General features: G+C 64.5%; 13 protein-coding genes. 7 read left to right on the forward strand and 6 right to left on the reverse strand.

All coding sequences use genetic code 11. The features are described 5' to 3' along the window. Nucleotides 1–13 precede the first annotated feature (13 nt). Nucleotides 14–1,594 (reverse strand): glycoside hydrolase family 16 protein, encoded by a 1,581-nt coding sequence (locus tag BZG35_RS05550; protein ID WP_077354748.1) that lies wholly within the window; start codon nt 1,592–1,594, stop codon nt 14–16. A 304-nt stretch (nt 1,595–1,898) separates the two neighbouring features. Here BZG35_RS05550 and BZG35_RS05555 point away from each other — a divergent pair, with 304 nt between their 5' ends. Then, nucleotides 1,899–2,984, forward strand: coding sequence for a cell wall hydrolase (locus BZG35_RS05555; protein ID WP_253189276.1), 1,086 nt, complete (start codon nt 1,899–1,901; stop codon nt 2,982–2,984). A gap of 25 nt (nt 2,985–3,009) precedes the next feature. Here the strand turns inward: BZG35_RS05555 and BZG35_RS05560 are convergent, their stop codons facing one another. From BZG35_RS05560 to BZG35_RS17560, 5 genes are all read right to left on the reverse strand, one after another. Then, entirely contained in the window at nt 3,010–3,597 is a 588-nt protein-coding gene (locus BZG35_RS05560) for a sugar transferase (protein ID WP_253189277.1), read from the reverse strand. Nucleotides 3,598–3,981: 384 nt separating this feature from the next. Then, complete coding sequence (locus tag BZG35_RS05565) at nt 3,982–4,278, reverse strand: hypothetical protein (RefSeq protein ID WP_077354750.1); 297 nt, start codon at nt 4,276–4,278, stop codon at nt 3,982–3,984. A 66-nt stretch (nt 4,279–4,344) separates the two neighbouring features. Beyond that, nucleotides 4,345–5,676: a hypothetical protein gene (locus BZG35_RS05570; RefSeq protein ID WP_150125943.1), complete on the reverse strand. Its 1,332-nt coding sequence runs from the start codon at nt 5,674–5,676 to the stop codon at nt 4,345–4,347. Between the two features lie 187 nt (nt 5,677–5,863). Continuing rightward, nucleotides 5,864–6,997, reverse strand: coding sequence for an acyltransferase (locus BZG35_RS05575; RefSeq protein WP_077354752.1), 1,134 nt, complete (start codon nt 6,995–6,997; stop codon nt 5,864–5,866). Then, a complete protein-coding gene (locus tag BZG35_RS17560; protein WP_150125944.1) occupies nt 6,978–8,270 on the reverse strand; it encodes an O-antigen ligase in 1,293 nt (430 codons plus the stop codon). The genes BZG35_RS05575 and BZG35_RS17560 overlap by 20 nt, the downstream gene beginning before the upstream one ends. A gap of 177 nt (nt 8,271–8,447) precedes the next feature. Between BZG35_RS17560 and BZG35_RS17565 the strand changes: the two genes are divergently transcribed. The 6 genes from BZG35_RS17565 to BZG35_RS05605 all read left to right on the forward strand — a co-directional run bounded on the left by BZG35_RS17565 (nt 8,448) and on the right by BZG35_RS05605 (nt 17,262). Then, a complete protein-coding gene (locus BZG35_RS17565) occupies nt 8,448–9,836 on the forward strand; it encodes a lipopolysaccharide biosynthesis protein (RefSeq protein ID WP_150125945.1) in 1,389 nt (462 codons plus the stop codon). After that, nucleotides 9,833–10,981, forward strand: coding sequence for a hypothetical protein (locus BZG35_RS05585; protein ID WP_077354753.1), 1,149 nt, complete (start codon nt 9,833–9,835; stop codon nt 10,979–10,981). The genes BZG35_RS17565 and BZG35_RS05585 overlap by 4 nt, the downstream gene beginning before the upstream one ends. Before the next feature lie 413 nt (nt 10,982–11,394). Next, nucleotides 11,395–12,354 carry a glycosyltransferase family 2 protein gene (locus BZG35_RS05590; protein WP_171981888.1) on the forward strand — a complete coding sequence of 320 codons (960 nt, stop codon included), beginning with the start codon at nt 11,395–11,397 and terminating at the stop codon, nt 12,352–12,354. After that, entirely contained in the window at nt 12,351–14,663 is a 2,313-nt protein-coding gene (locus BZG35_RS05595; RefSeq protein WP_171981889.1) for an endonuclease/exonuclease/phosphatase family protein, read from the forward strand. The genes BZG35_RS05590 and BZG35_RS05595 overlap by 4 nt, the downstream gene beginning before the upstream one ends. A gap of 170 nt (nt 14,664–14,833) precedes the next feature. Further along, nucleotides 14,834–16,084 (forward strand): O-antigen ligase, encoded by a 1,251-nt coding sequence (locus BZG35_RS05600; RefSeq protein ID WP_150125946.1) that lies wholly within the window; start codon nt 14,834–14,836, stop codon nt 16,082–16,084. Then, nucleotides 16,084–17,262: a glycosyltransferase gene (locus BZG35_RS05605; RefSeq protein WP_077354757.1), complete on the forward strand. Its 1,179-nt coding sequence runs from the start codon at nt 16,084–16,086 to the stop codon at nt 17,260–17,262. The genes BZG35_RS05600 and BZG35_RS05605 overlap by 1 nt, the downstream gene beginning before the upstream one ends. The last annotated feature ends 96 nt before the right edge of the window (nt 17,263–17,358 follow it).

The following is a 17,358-nucleotide window of genomic DNA, read 5'->3' on the forward strand; positions in this document are numbered from 1 at the left end:
CGCTCGGCTCGATTCAACGCGGCGCTGCCGATGGGGACGGCGCCGTGCCGTTCGGCGCATAGACCCGAACGTAGTCGACGAGGAAGTCGGCGCCGACGAAGTCGGGCCCAGGATTGCCGCCCCAGCTGCCGCCGATGGCGAGGTTGACCAGCATGTACATCGGCTGATGCATGTCCGGGGGCGTCGCCATGGCGGCGGAGGCCACGCCATCGATGTACCAGGTGACGGTCTGCGCCGTCCAAAGGACGCCATAGGTGTGGAAGTAAGAGGTGGCGGTCGCAACCTGGGTTGCGAACCCTGCGCGCACCGGGGCGGACGTCGTGCCGGAATGGGCTGTCTGGTGGATGGTGGTGCCGCCAAGCTGTTCGAAGACGTCGAGTTCGGAGATCCCGTTCGGCTCCGTCGGCAGCAGCCAGAACGCCGGCCAGACGCCCTGACCGGACGGCAGACGGGCGCGGATTTCGAAATAGCCGTAGGTCTGGGCGAACGATGTCTGAGTGGTCAGCAAGCCGGACGTATAGGCATAGTCCCACAGGATCGGCTTGACCGCTTCGGGTGTCCGCTCCCCGCGGATCCGGAGGGTGCCATCGGAGATTCGGAAGGGATTCAGGCCGAGGGCCCTGTTCCCCTTCCCGGTCAGTTGGGGATCGACATAGAGTTGCAGCTCTTCGTTCGGCGCGAGCGTCCGACTCGAATACCCGGTCCAGATGCTGTCCTGCGATCCCGAGGCGTACTGGGTCTTCCAGAGACCGGCTCCGGTGGTCGGATCGACCAGGCTCAGGGTGTCGAATTCCTCGCGGAAGGTCACACGATAGTGGGAGAGATCGATCGGCAGAAGGAAGTTCGCGGCGGACAGGCTGGTCATCTGCATGTCCTTGATCACGACCCGGTCGCCGTTGGGGTGATGGATCACAACATCCCGGCCCGCCTGGGCCATGCGCCGCCGTACGTCGCTGAAGTCGCGGTATCCGTAGCCGTCCAGCCGGATCAGATCGAAGCCGGGGCCGCGGGCGGTGAAGCCGAACACCACGTCCCGGCCATCCCCGGCCCCAAACACGAAGCGCGTCGTGGACGGGCTCTCGTCCACCAGGACGTCATTGCCGCGCCCCCCGGCGATCGCATTGCGGGTTCCGCGGCTGATGACCAGGTTTTCGAGGGCGTTGCCGACGTAGGCATAGCCGTTACCGGCGCCGATCACGTGTTCGACGTTCGCCGGCAGCCGGTAGTCCCGGTAGGCGAAGACGGTGTCCGTGCCCTGGTCCGCGCGTTCCATCACGGTCGTCCCGGGATCGACGACATAATAGGTGTCATGACCGCCGGCACCCCGGAGGGTGGATCTGAACCCCAGGTCCTGAAGCGTGTCGTCGGTCTGACGACCGGCAAGGGTGCCGCCGACCACGGTGGCGACCCATTTGCCGGGCCCCCACGGCGACAGCGTCAGCGCGCGGCCGTCGACATTTCGAAACGTCGACGCCGCGGCTTCGTCGGCGGGCCTGGTCTCGGACGGCGCGGCATCCTGGCGTACCGGGGTGTCGCCCGCGGGGAACAGTCCGGCGGCCATGCCGATCAGAAGGGGCCATATAGGCGCGAGCATCGCAGTCTCCTGCCAGGCGGATACGAACAGGGGATCGAGTATCGTCGCAACACGGGGTCTTTATGAGGCAACGCAAAGCGAGCCCGGAGAGCGAGGCGACCTCGGCACCGGTACCCTGCGGCGCGTCGTCAGCCGCCGTTGCGGGTGCGCCCTCCACGGCCGACGCATCCATCGGCTGTTGCCCTCGCCGCAATCATCGGTTCATGTTAGGCCTTCATCGCTGTTCCATGACCGTCGCCGAGCGGTCGGGCACACCGACGTTTTCCGTTCCTTTGCGATCATCAATCCAGCCGCGAGACTCCGCTTGCCAAACTCGGCCGACCAGATCCCCGGTGCCAACCGACATCGGCTGCTCCTGATCGGCGCCTTGGGGACGGTGGTCGTCGCGGCGGGCGGATGGCTGGCCTGGAGACAGTTCGACGTGCCCCCCGCGCCCACCCGGCCGTCGGCGCCGGTGCCCCGGGCTCCGGATCAGGCGGCGATGGAACGCGACAGCGAGGCGATCACGCCCTTCGATCTCAGGGCGCTCAGCTTCGAGGAGGCGCTGGCCTACAATCGCGGTATTCCGGTCTCCACCCTGCCGAACCCCGCCGCCAGACCGTTCGTCATGGGCACCGCCGACACGCTCGACGTCAACAACGCGGCGGACTGCCTGACGGCCGCCCTGTACTATGAGGCGCGGACCGAACCCGTGGATGGGCAGCGGGCGGTCGCCCAGGTCGTCCTGAACAGGCTGCGGCATCCGGCCTATCCCAAGACGGTCTGCGGCGTGGTCTTCCAGGGGGCCGAGCGGTACTCGGGCTGCCAGTTCAGCTTCACCTGCGACGGCGCCCTGGCGATGATGCCGGACCCGGTGGTCTGGGACCGGCTGAGGGCGATCGCCGTCAAGAGCCTGGAGGGCGACGTCTATGCGCCGGTGGGCATGGCGACGCATTACCATGCGGGGTATGTCGTGCCCTACTGGGCCGACAGTCTGGTGAAGGTGCGCGAGATCGGCCTGCACATCTTCTATCGCTGGACGGGCGGTTGGGGCACGCCGGCCGCCTTCACGGGGCAGCGCTCGGGGGTCGAGATCCTGCCGCTGCTGCTCCAGCCCTATTCGAAGACCTATCTGGATGCCCTGGCCGCGGCCGAGGCCGAGGGGCTCGCCGCCGCCGCCGCCGCCGCCGCAGCGGCCGTTCCGGCACCGACGGTGGTCGTCGCGGACATCACGGAGACGCCGCCGGCCGCGCGGGCGTCCGAGCCCCGGCGGGATGGCGTGGACCAGCCGGCGTCGACGTCGGCCCCGTCCGAGACCGCGCCGCAGGCTTCGCCGCCCGCACGTCCGGCGTCGGAATGGTTCGGTTCGACGCGGCGCAACGCTCAGCGCCTGCCGGTGCCCGGAAACTAGGCGCTGCCGACACCCACCCGAACGATCAGTAGGAGCCCTTGCGCAGCAGCACGGCGGGCACGGTGTTCAGAAGGATGAACAGGTCCAGACCGGCGCTCTTGCGCTTCGAATACAGGACATCCATCGCGACCCGCTTGCGATAGCTGACCTCGTTGCGGCCGCTGACCTGCCAGAGGCCGGTGATCCCGGGGCGCACCGCGCAATAGTGGGTGAACCAGCGGCCATAGCGTTCCGCCTCGGCCTGCACGACCGGGCGCGGGCCCACCAGGCTCATTTCGCCGCGGAGAACGTTGAACAGCTGGGGCAGTTCGTCGAGGCTCGACTTGCGCAGGAACACGCCCAGACCCGTGATCCGAGGGTCCTTGCGCAGCTTGTGGTCGGCCGCCCATTCAAGGCGCGCGTTCTCGTCGGTCGCCAGAAGATGCTGAAGCCGGGCCTCGGCATCGACGGCCATGCTGCGGAACTTCATACAGGCGAAGGTGCGGCCGTCACGACCGATGCGGCGGTGGCCGAAAAAGACCGGGCCGCGGTCCTGCAGGAACACCATCAGGGCGACGGCGCACATCAGCGGCGCCAGGGCGATCAGGATGATGAAGGCGAGCGTGGCGTTCACGCCGTACTCCCAATCCACGCGGGCGGTCGGGGACCAGCTCGCCGACGAAGTCGCAGGGCCGGATGTCGACGAAACCTTGGCGCTGGAGGGTATGGAAGCAAGCTCTTGTGTCATGGACGGCCTCTTCGCTGCACTGCAGCATTAGCCCAGGCGAGCAACTTACGCCAGTGGGATCGGTAGCATGGCCCGAAGGCGCCCGGCGATCGCAAGCGGCGCGAAGCCGATTGCGTCCGGGCTGTGATCCCGATGCCGCGGGACGCACGGACGATTCCTCTGTTCGCAGCGCACGCCGAAGGGGCGACGTGTTCTGTGCCGTCGCAGAATGCTTTGGCTAGATGACGGTATCATGTCGTTCTACGACCTGCCAACACCGCCGCGCCGGTGTCAGGACAGGAGCCCGATCGCGGCGATCACGCCGATCACGACGCCCCAGCACACGGCGGCGCCGCCGACGACGATGCCCAGGCGCGTGGCGGCCGAATAATGGCCGACGTCGGCATCGGTCGTCTCGTTGTGGAACTCGCGTTCCAGCAGACGGTGCTGGGCCGCGAGGGGATTGAAGCCCGACAGCGCGGGATCGAGCGCGCCCGAGGGACCGGCGCGACGAACCTCGGGAACGGAGGGCGCTGCCGTCTCGGGCGCGGCGGTGACGACGGTCTCGGTCTTGCGTGCGGCGCTCATTGCAGGTCTCCGTGGCGATGGAGCCGTTGTAGCGCGTCTTGCTTAGTGAAGCGTTTGTCGGGACGGTTAACCGGGGGTTTCGGCCGCCGGCGCCGCATCCGCCGGGCGCCGGATCGGCCTGCGAAGCCGCGTCGGCGCCCTTCGCCGCGAAGCGGCGCTGGCGACTTTCTCGGGGTCTTCAATCCGGTACATTCCCGCGATGATGACGCAGATGACCGAGAGAAGAGGGACCAGGAACGAGCCGTTCAGGAACAGGTACTGCATGGCGACGACCCATGAAGCGAAGATCGGAACGCCGCGGCCGAAGATGGAATAGAAATAGAACACCCAAAACAGAACGGAGACGAACAGCCCGTATTCGACGAGGACCTTCGTCGCGGGGATCCATAGCAGGTTCAATCGCTGCGGCATGCGACCGGGCCCGATGCCGACGAGCGCCTCGCGCGTTGGACCCATGAGCGTAGCCGCGATGACTTCGCCCTGTTTGGTGAAGCGCTGGTTCCCGCTCTTGCCCTCCTGCGAAAACTCACCGGTTCGGGTCTCGATGTTGTCAACCAGGCCAGCCTTCAGCGCCACACCGAACAGGAGCGGCAGCATCATGATCCCAATCAAAAGAAGGCGAGGGCGCACATAAAAGAACACAACCGGAAGCGACAGCGCCAGGAGCGCCAGGCCCGTGCCACCAAAACTCAGAAGCAGGCCGCTGGCGGTTACAGCCAGGTAGAGCAGGCGCTGACGCCGGCAAATCTCGATGACCAGCGCTGTAGCCGTAAACTGCGAGACGAACGACGTTTCAAGGAAGAAATAGCCGTTCGGCTTATACCAGGGTGATCCCCATTCGATAGGTTGAATATAGATATAGTTGAAGAACCGGAACTGTTCTGGAAGGATGGAATGCATGCTGGGCATTTCCATTCCGACTAATTGGACCGCCCAATCCATGTAGACGAGACCGGCGGCGATCGCGCCCAGTAAGACGATGTTATCCAGAATCTTTCCGTATGCCCCCTTGCTCAAGGGAACGCTAAATATAAAAATCGAGTAGACGGCATACACAAACAGCATCGACGGAAGTGTAGTGGCTGTAATGTTGTTTGCCAGAGCCGTAACGCCTGCGGCTGCACCGAATGCGAGATAGAGCATGGCCTTGCGAACATCGATCCCCATCCCGCCACGCCAGCACAGAATGCCGATCAGGCCCATGGTCAGGAGCAGGGCAATCTGAAGGGCCGTGCCGGGAAACAGCAGGAGCGCGACCTTCTGGGTCGCCGTGATCAGCGCATAGCCCCAGGTAACGGTTCGAACGACGAAGCGCTCTCGGTCATCGAGCGGCGGGTGCGCATCAAACGAGGCCTTCTCAGGCCTTTTGCGGAAACGATCGATGCTCAGCGTGGGCATGCGCATTGTGCGGACTTGAGCCATTTTCAGCGTTTTCGGTCTACGTTGAGGCGATGGGTCCGCATACGCTTTGGATTTTGCACTTGCGGTATGGCTTTTCAATCGGGAAGTGGTGCGGTCGAGGAATGCCGTCGTCGGAGGTGGGGGGGCCTGTGCGGAGCGTCGGACGGCGGGACGGGGGGCCAGATCAGGTGATCTGGACCTGGGCGGGCGCCTTGACCCGACCTAGGCCCAGAGCGACCAGAAGGCGGTTGCCCAGTTTGATGCCGTTCAGCTCGACGAAGCGATAGCTGAGCCCGGCCGCCGCGATGGTGGTCGCCATCGTCAGCACCAGCAGCACGAAGCCGGCCGCGATCGGGCCGATGGCATCCACCAACCCGGGCGTGAAGACATAGATCGCCTTGCTGAAATACATCATGATCGGGAAGTGCAGCAGATAGATGCTGAACGAGATGTCGCCGATCCATTCGATGAACCGGCCCTGCAGGGCCGCGATCTCCACGCCGAGCCGGCCCAGGGCGAAGATGATCGCCGCGGCCAGCACCGTCTCATAGAGGTTCATCCACGGGTCGTAGATCGGCACGACGACGAAGGCGCGCGTGATCAGCAGCAGGAGCGCCGCCAGCCCGACGATGGTCTTGAGCGGCAGCCGACGACAGAAGGCGATCACGCGCGGCAGGGGCAGCGTCAGCGCGACCCCGAGCGCGAAGTTGAAGAAATACAGATCCAGATGGTAATATAGCGACCCGCCCAGGATCACGCCCAGGGCGGCGAGGGCGGCCACGACCAGCCCGAAGCCGCGCTCGAGCCGCGTCGCAAGCCACGCTACGGGCGGCAGCAGCACCGAGTTCACGATCTCCACGAATATCGTCCACACCGGCGGGATCAGATAGGCCAGCATCCCCGCGAAGGATGCGGCGATGTGCAGGGGGGTGTACCGATCCGCGCGGAACCGTTCGGTGATCCAGACCGAGTCGTGCGGCCCCGGAATTCTGTAGTGGAGCAGGGCGACGTAGGACAGGGCCAGGGCGCTGGCCAGGATCAGAGCGGGATAGATGCGGAACAACCGCCGGACGTAGTAGGCGCCCAGGGCGACCTTTCCGAACCCGCGTCGCTTCAGTGACAGGGCCAGAACGAAGCCGCTCAGCACGAAGAAGATCTCGACCGACGCCTGGGTGTTCACCAGCCGCTTGACCAGATCGTACCAGTCGGGCGCCTCGAAATAGGAAATACAGTGGCCGATCACCACGATGCAGGCGGCGATGCCGCGCAGCGATTGCAGCTCCGGCATGTGGGCGCGGTTATGAGTGGCGGCGGTCATTGGAGATCGGCCTCATTGAACGGGACGCCAGAGAGAAGTCTTGTCGAGGCCCCCTACGCCGAGTCGCCCACGCGCAGGCCACGACGATCACCATCAGCAAACAGGTCGGCACGCCCATCATGAGCGAGCTGGATTCCACGAAGCCGATGGCCAGGAAGCCAGCCATGAAGGCGGATGCAGCAATCCAGACCGGCGCAATCGACGCCAGGGCTCTACGCAAGGCCTGGATCGTCGCGCCGAAGACGAGGGTTATGTACACCGCGAAGCCGACAAGGCCAAGTTCTGCCAGCACGGCCAGATAGGCCTGGTGCGCGGTGCTGGTCCGCGTCATGAAAAGCTCGTGCCGCCTGAACCCGATGCCGAAGATGGGGCGGCTCTCGAAAAGCCGCCACGCATCACGCCATCCGTAGGATCGACCGGTTCCCCCCGAGTTCAGCCCGCGCGCCGGGTCAGACAGGTGGAACAGGCTTTCGGCCAGCCAGGGTCCGGCGATCACAAACGGGATCAGCAGCAGCAGGGTGGCGGCGATCATCAGCAGGCCGGACTTGCCCCGCATGCCGCGCGCCAACAGGACGGCCGCCAGAACGCCCCCCGCGCCGACTGCGATCATCGAGCCCCGGGACGAGGTCAGGACGAGAACAGCCAGGCAGATCGCGGCCACGGCCGTCTTGACCACCCACCCGCGCAAGGCCAGGGCGCTCAGAAGGCTGATGAAGGCCAGCGCGCCCCACCAGTTGGGACCGGCGTTCGACGACAGCCGACCCCAGGTGTATTCGCCGACGGCCAGCACGCCCACGAGAACGAGCGTGCCACCGATGGCCATGCCCTTGAACACACCGGACAGTCCGCTGTCGCGCGTGTAGTTCGTCGCCGCGAACAGGGCGGCGAGCACAAGATTGGCCACGAGGATGACGACCACGGCCAGGAGTTCGAGATCGAAGACTCCGACGATGCTGATCAGCACGACGGCCACCAGGGCCGCGCAGACCATCGCGAACTTGGAGACCCGCTTCAGGTCGAATCCATACTTCAGGGCCCCATAGATGACCGGAAGCGCGAACGCTGCGTTCACGGCCAGGTGCAGGATCGAGACGATCGGTGGCGTCCCGCGCAAGACGTCGTCGGAGTCGATGTGGATCGGAATGAAACTGGGGCGGAAGACCAAATCGACGAGCGTGAAGGCCGCGATCAACAGGCCGAGAACAAAGCCGCACCCTTCCGTCGGCGCAATCAGCGATCGGCTGTCCCTCGATTTCGATACGTCGAATGACACCCGTTCCTCCTGCCGCCCCGTTTCCCGTAGACCACCGTAACGGTCGGTGTGGCAAGGTGACGACAGACGCCAATGAAGCGGTGACCGCGGTTCTGCGGGTAATCTTTGTGCTTTCCGCCTGACCAGTGCGGCGATAATGCTGCACTGCGATCTCGCAGGCGCGTGACCAGGACGCTCATGTTCAATTTTGACGACTGGCTGACGCGGCTGATCGCCCGCCTGCCGGGCGGCGCCAAACTGAACACCCTCAAGGGTCGCCTCGCATCGTTCGCGGACCAGGGCATACAGGGGGTCGGCAACGTCGTCGTCAGCGCGATTCTGGCTCGCTGCCTGAGCCAGGAGGGGTTCGCCGCGATCGGGCTGATGCTGGGGGTCCACTATTTCGTCCTGGGCACGCACCGCAGCGCCCTGGTGCTGCCCTACATCCTGACCAGCGCGGAAGCCGAGGCGCGGGGCGACGCTCCGAGGAACGACTGGTGGTGGGTGAACCTGCTGTCGGGGGCGTTTATCTTCCTGTTGCTCGGCGTGGTGGCGCTGGTGGCGACCCTCGCGCTGCGGGGGCGTCCGGAAATGGCGTGGATCGCAACCGCCCTGCAGCTGGCCGCGGTGGTGTCGCCCAGCCTGATCCTGGCGGAGTTCGGGCGCCGCATGCTTTATCAGGCTCACCGACCGGCGACTGCGGCCCTGTGTTCCACGGTCTATTTCGTCCTGAACGCGGGCGGGGCGCTGATCGTGCTGCTGTATTTCCGGACGCCTCAGGCGGGGGCCGCGACCTGGGTCATCGGGGGCCTGGCCTCCGCGGCGCTCAGCGCCCTGTCGATGTGGCCGGGTCGGCCGGAGGTGCGGACCGGTCTGGCCGAATGGTATTCCAACCGCGGTTTCGCGATGTGGCAGGCCCTGACCAATCTCCCTTATTCGATCTACAACAGCGCGGCCGTGCTTCTGGTGGGGGCGTTCGGCGGGGCTCTGGCCACGGCCGCCTTCACCGCGGCGCGGACCATCACCAACCCCGCGATCAGCATGGTGACCGCGATCGATTCGATGGACAAGCCGCGCGCCGCCCTGGCTTTGGCCAGGGGGGGCGTGGCCGGTCTCAAGGCGTCGATCCGGCGCACCCGGATTCTGCTGGCGGGCCTGACCGGAACCTACCTCGGCCTTGTGGCCCTGTTCGCCGAACCCCTGCTGGGCCTGGTCTTCGGCGATGCCTATCGCGGACAGGCCAATGAGATCCGGGTCCTGGCCCTCGCCTTCTTCATCATCTGCATGAACCAGCCCTCCGAGACGCTGCTGATCGTCTGCCGCGCCAGCCGCCTGATGTTCGCGACCCGCCTTTTCGCGGCGATCTTCGCCGTCATCGCCGTCTTCATCGGGTCGAAGTTCGGCCTGATGGGCGTCTGTATCGGGCTGGCGATCACCCAATTGATAAACCTGGTGAACCTGCATATCGCCGAGGCGATCGCCTTGCGTCGCTACGCGCGGCTGGAGTCCGGGGCCGAACCCTCTCGTGGCGTGCCCGACCGGGCCGCCGCTCCTGCGGCCACCGCGATCGAGAAGACGCCGACATGATCCCCAGCAAGGTTCTCTATTTTGCGTTCGATGCGTCGGATTCGAGCGTCATCCGCCGGTTCAAGCAGCTGAAGGCAGTCGGCGCGTCCGTGGTGGGGCTGACGTTCCGCCGCAAGCGGTACAACCAGGACTACCAGCCTGAGTGGGACAACATCCACCTCGGAAATCTCCAGGATGGCCATTACGCCAGGCGGCTGATGGTCATGATCGGCTCCTTTGTCATGATGGTCCGGGCGCGGCGCAAGCTCGTCGATGCCGAGCTGATCATGGCGCGCAATCTCGATCTTCTGCTGCTCGCGCTCGCGGGGCGTTTTGTCGGTCTGTACAAATGTCCGATCGTCTACGACGTCTTCGACGTGCGAAGCGTGCTGCTCCGCCAATCCTTGCCGGCGAAAATCATGCGGGGGGTGGAGCGTTGGGCCTTGGGTCAGTGCCGCCTGCTGATCGTGACCTCGCCAGGCTTCCTGAACGAGTATTTTCGGCCCTACCTCCAATATGACGGGCCGGCCCTGTTGCTCGAAAACAAGATCGTCCTGGATATGCTGCCCGCCGAGCCGGGGCTTCGTACGAAATGGGCGTCTCCGGAGCGGACGAAGGCCGGCCTTCCGGACGGCCGGCTGGTCCTGGGCTGGGTCGGCGCTCTGCGCTGCGCCCGTTCGGCCGAACTGCTGGCCCAGATCGCCGAAGCTCTTCCGGAGGTCACGGTGCGGATCTCGGGCGTGCCGACCTACTGCCCCTTGCCCGAGTTTCTCGCGCGCTATGACGGCATTTCCAACGTCGTCTACACGGGCGAGTACGCTTTCCCGACCGGGCTGTACGACGTCTATGACAAGATCGACCTGAACTGGTGTTTCGACCTGTCCAAATACAGCGAGAGCGGTAAGTGGCTGCTGCCCAACCGACTGTACGAAGGTGGCTATTTCGGCGTGCCGCAGTTGTCCGAGACGGGGTCGGAAACGGCGATCTACGCTGACCGCCTCGGAATCGGCTGGGCGCGCGAGGCCGACGCCGAGGTGTTGATCCGCTTTCTTCGCCAGGAGGTCCGGAAGGACTACGCGAGGGTCAAGGCGAACTGTGTGGCGGTGATGGATTCGCGGTTCCAGTACAACGACGATATCCGTCAGGTTTTCGAAGCCATTGCATGAACGCGCCTTGGATCGAGCCTTTCGGCCGATGCACGGTTTTTTTTTGCGGGGCGCGTAGGGTCGAGGTGTACCGTCCATGATCAGAAACGGTTCGTCGGCGGTTCCTTTGTATAAACGCATGCAGGCCGGCGAGACGTAAGAGGCGCTTGCGCGATGGATCGACCGCTTTCTCCGCCCGTCCTGCAGGATGGCAGCGGTTGGGCTGGCGTGAGATGCCGAGGCTTGGGTGCATCGCAGCAGAGGGCATGCTGCCATGCGTTGCATCACCGCCGCCCTTGTGGTTTGAAGGCTTTGGGGCTCTTCAAAGACAAAGTAGGCGTGACGACGGGTATCGGTGCCCGGAGCGGCGGTGCCGTTTCGTCGGCATCTGGTTATGAATGTGGATCGAGGCATCCCATGAACGAGACCGCCAGGTGAAAAAGTCCGCGCCTCAGGATCCGCTGCCTGAATCAATCCGATCTTGTGGTCGCGATCCCGTCCAGCCCGTGGCGGTGTCGGTCGTCATCCTCACCTACAGCCGCGACGCCATCGTTCAGGATGTCCTGCGCGATCTGGCGGAAAAGATCGCCGATCGCGACGATTGCGAAATCCTGCTCGTCGACAACAACGCGGACGATGTCGACCGCGGGGCCTGGCTGGCCCCGTTCAGGTTCGCCCGCTGGATCCGTATGGGCGGCAATGTCGGCGTCATCGCGCGAAATGCGGGCATGAGCGCGGCCGTCGGTCAGATCATCGGACTGTTGGATGACGACGTCTTTATCCAGACCGTCGACTTCCCCGACATCCTGATGCGTCTGTTCCAGGCGGACCCGAAGCTGGGCGCCCTTACGATCCGCAAGGTCCTGGCCGACACGAACGAAACGCGCCGCGACCTGATCCCGCACAGCCGCAAGGACGTCGACCTGACCCGTCCGTTCGACACCTTCCGCTTCGTCGGCGGTTTCGCGGCCTTCTCGCGCGCCGCCTACGCCCGCGTCGGCGGCTTCAGTCCCGAATTCTTCTATGGCTCGGAGGAGACGGAACTCAGCTTCCGGCTGGTGAACGACGGCTGGAAAATCAGCTACTCGCCAGAAATCGTCGCGACGGAACTGGAGCATCCTTCGGGGCGCGGTTCGGTCAAGGCGGTCCAGACCATGCGATTGCGCAACCGCTACATCATCGCGTGGATGCATATGCCGTTTCCGCAGATCCTTCTGAACTATCTGTTCTTCACCCCGTACATCGCCTTCTACGCGCGCGGTCAGATCGATGTCCCCGCGGCGATTACCGACTTCATCCGCTGGCTGAGACGCAGCGACCGACCGCGCCGCACGCCCCTGGACGCCGCCGCCGTGGCCTATATTCGAGGATGCGGCGGAGCCACGTGGCGATGATCCGCCACTATCTGCGCTCGCTTTATGATGACCCCAGGCTCGGCGGGTTCAGGCTGGGCCGCCGGCGACCCGTACGCGAATGGGGGCGGAGCGCCGTCGTGATCCTCCTGGCGGGTGTGTCGGTTCTGGGCGTGCTGGCGCTGTTCGGAACCTGGTCGAGCCGGCTCGATCTGCTCAACTACGCCAATCCGGTCTATTGGCTGGCCAGCCTCGCGCTTCTGTTGTTCGCGGTTCGCCGACGAAACAAGAGCCATCGTCGACGGGCATGGGCCATTCTGGTGATCGTGGCCCTGGCCTGCCTGATCGGCCAGACGGTGACGCTGGCCCGGTCCTGGGGGGACAATGAGCGGGCGACCGAACCCGTTCAGGCGACGACTACCCTGAGATTCGTGTCGCTGAACGCGGAGGATATGAAGGCCGAACCCGCGCAGGCGGCGGCCGACATCGCGAGCAGTCAGGCCGACGCCGTCCTCATCCAGGAGGTGGGGCCCGCCGCACTCCGCCTGGTCGAGGCGCTGCAAACCACCTACCCCTATCGCGTCGACTGCTACGCCCGCAACGTCTGGTGTCGGCTGGTCATCCTGTCGAAAACCGCCATCACCGCCACAGGCTTTCACCAGGCCAGCTGGACCGATCGCCGGGATGTCCTGTCCTATCTCTGGGCAGACTTGGCGACGGCCTCCGGACCGATCCGCCTGTACGAAGTCCACCTCGTCTATCCCGCGCCCGACGGGCTTCAGAAAGCCCAGGTCCGCCAGCTGCGCGGCGTGTTGGACGCCTTGCCCCACGCCCGCGTATTGGTCGCGGGCGACTTCAACGTTTCGCAATGGTCTGCCGCCCTGACGCACATCGACACGGTCTTGGGGCTGAGGCGGGTCACCGGCGCGTTCGCCACCTGGCCTGACGTCTTGTCGCCCTTCGGCGTGCGCTTCCCGATCGCCGTGCTCGCACCGGACCATATCTACCTCGGGCCCGATCTGGAGATGACGGCCGTGCGACGGGGCCCGTCTGTCGGCGCACACAACTATCCGGTCATCGCGGACATCGCTCTCGCCTCCACCGCAGAGACCCGTCCAAACCCGATTTCCAGCGCAGAGTATTGTGCCGAGCGGGGCGGTCGCTGTATTGATGCTCTGGACGGAAACGAACAATTGTTGCCTTGGACACGAGTGAACTCGATGACAGTTTTACTTTTATTGTTAACCAGTATTCTCGCTCTCGTTTTTTTGCATCCCTATCTGTTTTATCCGCTCAGCTTAAAGTTGCTTCGGCGGCGACCTGTGAATTTTGCGTCGGGCGCGGTGCCGGTGTCGGCGACCTTGGTGTTCTGCGCCTATCAGGAAGAGCGATCCCTGCCGGACAAGATCGCCAACCTGCGCGCGATCCGCGCCGTCTATCCTGACCTTCAGTTCGCTTGTTACGTGGATCTCTGCACCGACCGGACGCTTGAAATGCTTCAGGCCGAAAGCGACCTCATCCAGGTTGTGGCCGCGACGGAGCGCACGGGCAAGGCGCTTGGGATGCGACGACTGGCCGAACAGTGCGAGACGGACGTCATGATCTTCACCGACGCCAACGTCATCTTGCAGCCTGAAAGCGTGGCGGCGATGCTCGCCTATTTTGCTGACCCCGAAGTCGGTGGGGTCTGCGGAACGCTTCACTATACCAACGAAGATGAAAGCCCGACCGCCCGCACCAGCGGCGCCTACTGGCGATTGGAAGAGACGATCAAGAAACTGGAGTCCGCGTCCGGATCGACCATGGGCGCTGACGGATCGATCTTCGCCACGCGTCGCCGCCTGTATCCGGTCGTGCCGTCCTACTTGCTGGATGATTTCATCGTCTCGATGTCGGTGATCTTCGCCGGCTACCGGCTGGTCAGCGCCGGGGACGTACACGCCTATGAGCGGTCCGCGACCGTCAGCGCGGATGAGTTCCGGCGCAAACGCCGGATCGCGGCGCGTGCCTATGCCAGCCATCTTCACCTCTGGCCGCAGGTCAAGGATCAGGGGCCGGCGATCCTGTACCGCTACATCTCCCATCGGCTTCTGCGATGGTGGGGTGGGCCTGTCCTGGCCGTCGGCCTGGTCTCCGGCTTGCTCTTCTTTCTGAGCGCAGGGTGGTGGCCCCTGGCGGTCTTGCTGGTTCTCTTCGTTGCGACGATGGGGCTTGTCGGGTCGAAGTTCACGGACCGGCTGCTGGCACCGGTGTATGAGGTGCACGTGGCGCTTGTTGCGACGATGCTCGGGGTGTTCGATGCCTTGCGGGGGCGGCGCTACCAAACCTGGACGCCGGCTCAGAGTCGATGATGCGTTGAAGCCGTCAGGGTTGACCCGGGCTCCGAATTGGCCTTCCGGTATGGTGTGAGCATAGTGACCACCGGTTGTTAATTGTCAGACGGACTACGATGGGGCGCGGGCTCGTGAACAGGGTGTCGAGGGCGGCGGTGGTGTCACCCGTTCCCTGGCTTCTCTGTATCTTGGCCCTGTTGGTTCTGGTCGTGCCCCTGATCGTTTTCGGGGCGAACAACGCTCTGCTCGCGACGGTGGCCGCGACCCTGCAGGCGCTCGTCGCCGTGATCGTGGTGTTGTGCGCCCGCGACATCGTGCCCGCCTTTTGGGCCCGATTGTCCCCGGCTGCGGTTCTCTTCGCCTTGATGCTGCTGGCGGGGGTGCTTTTCATCCTTGGGATCGGCGGGCCCACCAGTCCGTTCGGCCGGGCTTCGGCGCTCGTTGAGCTGGTGAAGCTGGCTGGTTGCGGCGGTGTGTTCCTGACCTTTGCGATCTTGGCAACCGAGCGCGGCCGGCTGCGTTCGATCATCGCGTTAATGGCGATCTTCGGGGGTGGATATGCCTTGGTCAGTCTGTGGTTGTTCCAGGAAGACCCCTCGCACGTCTTCGGCGTGGCCAAGGGCCTGCGCGTCGAGCGGTTCACAGGCACATTGATGAACGCCAATGTGGCCGGATGTGTATTCGGCGTGTTCGCGCTGCTGACCTTCGGATGGCTTCAGGCGCTGGTCGTTCAGCGTCGCTGGTCGCTGGGGGCGTTCGCCGGCCTGATCCTGGTCCTGTGCCTGGCGGCGTTGACGCGGACCCAGTCGCGGACCGCGTTTGCCCTGACCTTCATCCTGGTCCTCGTGCTTCTGGGATCGTGGCTCCTTCGCAACACGCCGTCGCAGCGTTTCGGAAGGTTCGCGATCGCGGGTTTGGTTGTCATCTCTCTGGGAATTGTAGCCGTAGCTGCCGGCGGGCCGCTGCTTTCACGGTTTGGTCTGTTGCAGGCCGACTGGAACACGAGAATGATGAGTTTCAGCATTTATTCAGCCGTAGCGGCTGATGCGCCGGCCTGGGGCTTTGGTATGGGGACGTTCAGCCGTATCCATGCCATGCTTCTGCTACCCGGAAACGCAACTCTGCTTTGGGATCTCAATGCGGCTCATTCGGCACCCGTCCAGTTCTTGCTCGAGGCGGGACCTGTTATGAGTGTGCTGTTCGGGGGCGCGCTCGCTTATCTTGTGACGTTCGTGATATCCAGTCGCGCTCGGCCCACCGGGCTTCAGTTTGCCGCCGCGGTGGCTTCGATCGTTCTGATCGTCGGTTGCAGCCTGGTCGACATCGCCTTGAACGTTCCAGCCGTGGCGGCCTTGGCCGCGGCGCTCGGCGGCCTCGTGTTCGGCGCGTGCGCCGCGCCCTATGCGCTGCAGAGCCAATCGGCGAGATCGCAGGCGTGATGGTCACCGCGCTTTCCACATTGGCGATGCTTTTCGGGATGCTCGCGATCCATCCCTTCGTGACCTATCCGCTCAGCCTTTTGGCCTTCGCCCGGCGGGCCCCCGCCACGCGTGATCTCGGCGGGGGACCGCCGTCCGTGGCCATTTGCGTATCGGCTTACAACGAGGAGGCTGTGATCCTGGACAAGGTGAACAGCCTGATCGCCATGGCGGCCCACTATGGCAATGCGACGATCCACATCTATGTCGACGGCGCATCGGACCGAACGGTAGAGATCCTGAAGCCCTTCCAGGATCGGATCGATCTGGTGGTGGGCACCGAAAGGCTGGGCAAGACCGCCGGCATGAACCTGCTGGTGCAACGCTCCGAAAGCCAGTTCCTGGTCTTCACCGACGCCAACGTGGTGACACCCATCGACAGCATCTCGAAGCTCGTGAACGAGTTCAAGGATCAGGCGGTCGGTGCCGTGTCGGCGCGGTTGCGCTACGTCAACGCCGAAGAGTCGATAACCAGCAACAGCGGTGCCGGTTATTGGAAAATGCAGGAAGCGGTCAAGAAGATCGAGGCCAGAACCATCGGTGTCATTGGCGTCGATGGTGCCATGTTCATGATAGAGCGGTCGCTGTATCGGCCCGCACCGGCCCATTTGATCGATGATCTCTTCATCTCCCTGCAACTCATGATGCAGCGCCGGGTGGTCGTCTCGGCGAATGATCTGTGGGTCGAGGAGCGAAGCGCGACCGCCTTGGGTGACGAGATGCGCCGCAAGTCTCGGATCGCCTGCCAGGCCATCAATGTTCACAGGGCGATCTGGCCCGAACTGAAGCGTGCGCCCATCGGGCCGCTGTACGGCTATCTGTCCCACCGCCTTCTGAAATGGCTTTTGCCCTACAGCCTCGCCATCGCGGCTCTCCTGGCCCTGGTCGCCCTGACGCTGACGTTCGGTCAGATCGTGCCGGTGCTCGCCATCGCCGGCGTCTGCCTGAGCGCGCTGGCCGCCCTGCTCGGCTTCAAGCCTGCCCGGTTCATCTGGATTTCGGCCGGGTTGCTCTACGCGGTCGCCATCGGCGTCGCACAGGGTTTTCTATCCCGCATGACCTATACGACCTGGTCGCCCGCGGGGTCGATCCGCGCGTCGGCGTCCACAGGCCCGGCAGAGACAGGATCCGGACGATAGGGCGAACCTATCCCTGGTCCTGAAAGGGCGGGGTGACGGCGATGCGGGCGGGGTGGATCAGGAACCGCCCGAAGGGCTCTGATGCCCGGTGCCGGC

The sequence above is a fragment of the Brevundimonas sp. LM2 genome, assembly GCF_002002865.1.
Classification (GTDB): Bacteria; Pseudomonadota; Alphaproteobacteria; order Caulobacterales; family Caulobacteraceae; genus Brevundimonas.

Coding starts and splice junctions, on each gene's coding strand:
- BZG35_RS05550 (WP_077354748.1), bottom strand. CDS start 1,594: ATGCTCGCGCCTATATGGCCCCTTCTGATCGGCATGGCCGCCGGACTG.
- BZG35_RS05565 (WP_077354750.1), bottom strand. CDS start 4,278: ATGAGCGCCGCACGCAAGACCGAGACCGTCGTCACCGCCGCGCCCGAG.
- BZG35_RS05570 (WP_150125943.1), bottom strand. CDS start 5,676: ATGCCCACGCTGAGCATCGATCGTTTCCGCAAAAGGCCTGAGAAGGCC.
- BZG35_RS05575 (WP_077354752.1), bottom strand. CDS start 6,997: ATGACCGCCGCCACTCATAACCGCGCCCACATGCCGGAGCTGCAATCG.
- BZG35_RS17565 (WP_150125945.1), top strand. CDS start 8,448: ATGTTCAATTTTGACGACTGGCTGACGCGGCTGATCGCCCGCCTGCCG.
- BZG35_RS05585 (WP_077354753.1), top strand. CDS start 9,833: ATGATCCCCAGCAAGGTTCTCTATTTTGCGTTCGATGCGTCGGATTCG.
- BZG35_RS05595 (WP_171981889.1), top strand. CDS start 12,351: ATGATCCGCCACTATCTGCGCTCGCTTTATGATGACCCCAGGCTCGGC.
- BZG35_RS05605 (WP_077354757.1), top strand. CDS start 16,084: ATGGTCACCGCGCTTTCCACATTGGCGATGCTTTTCGGGATGCTCGCG.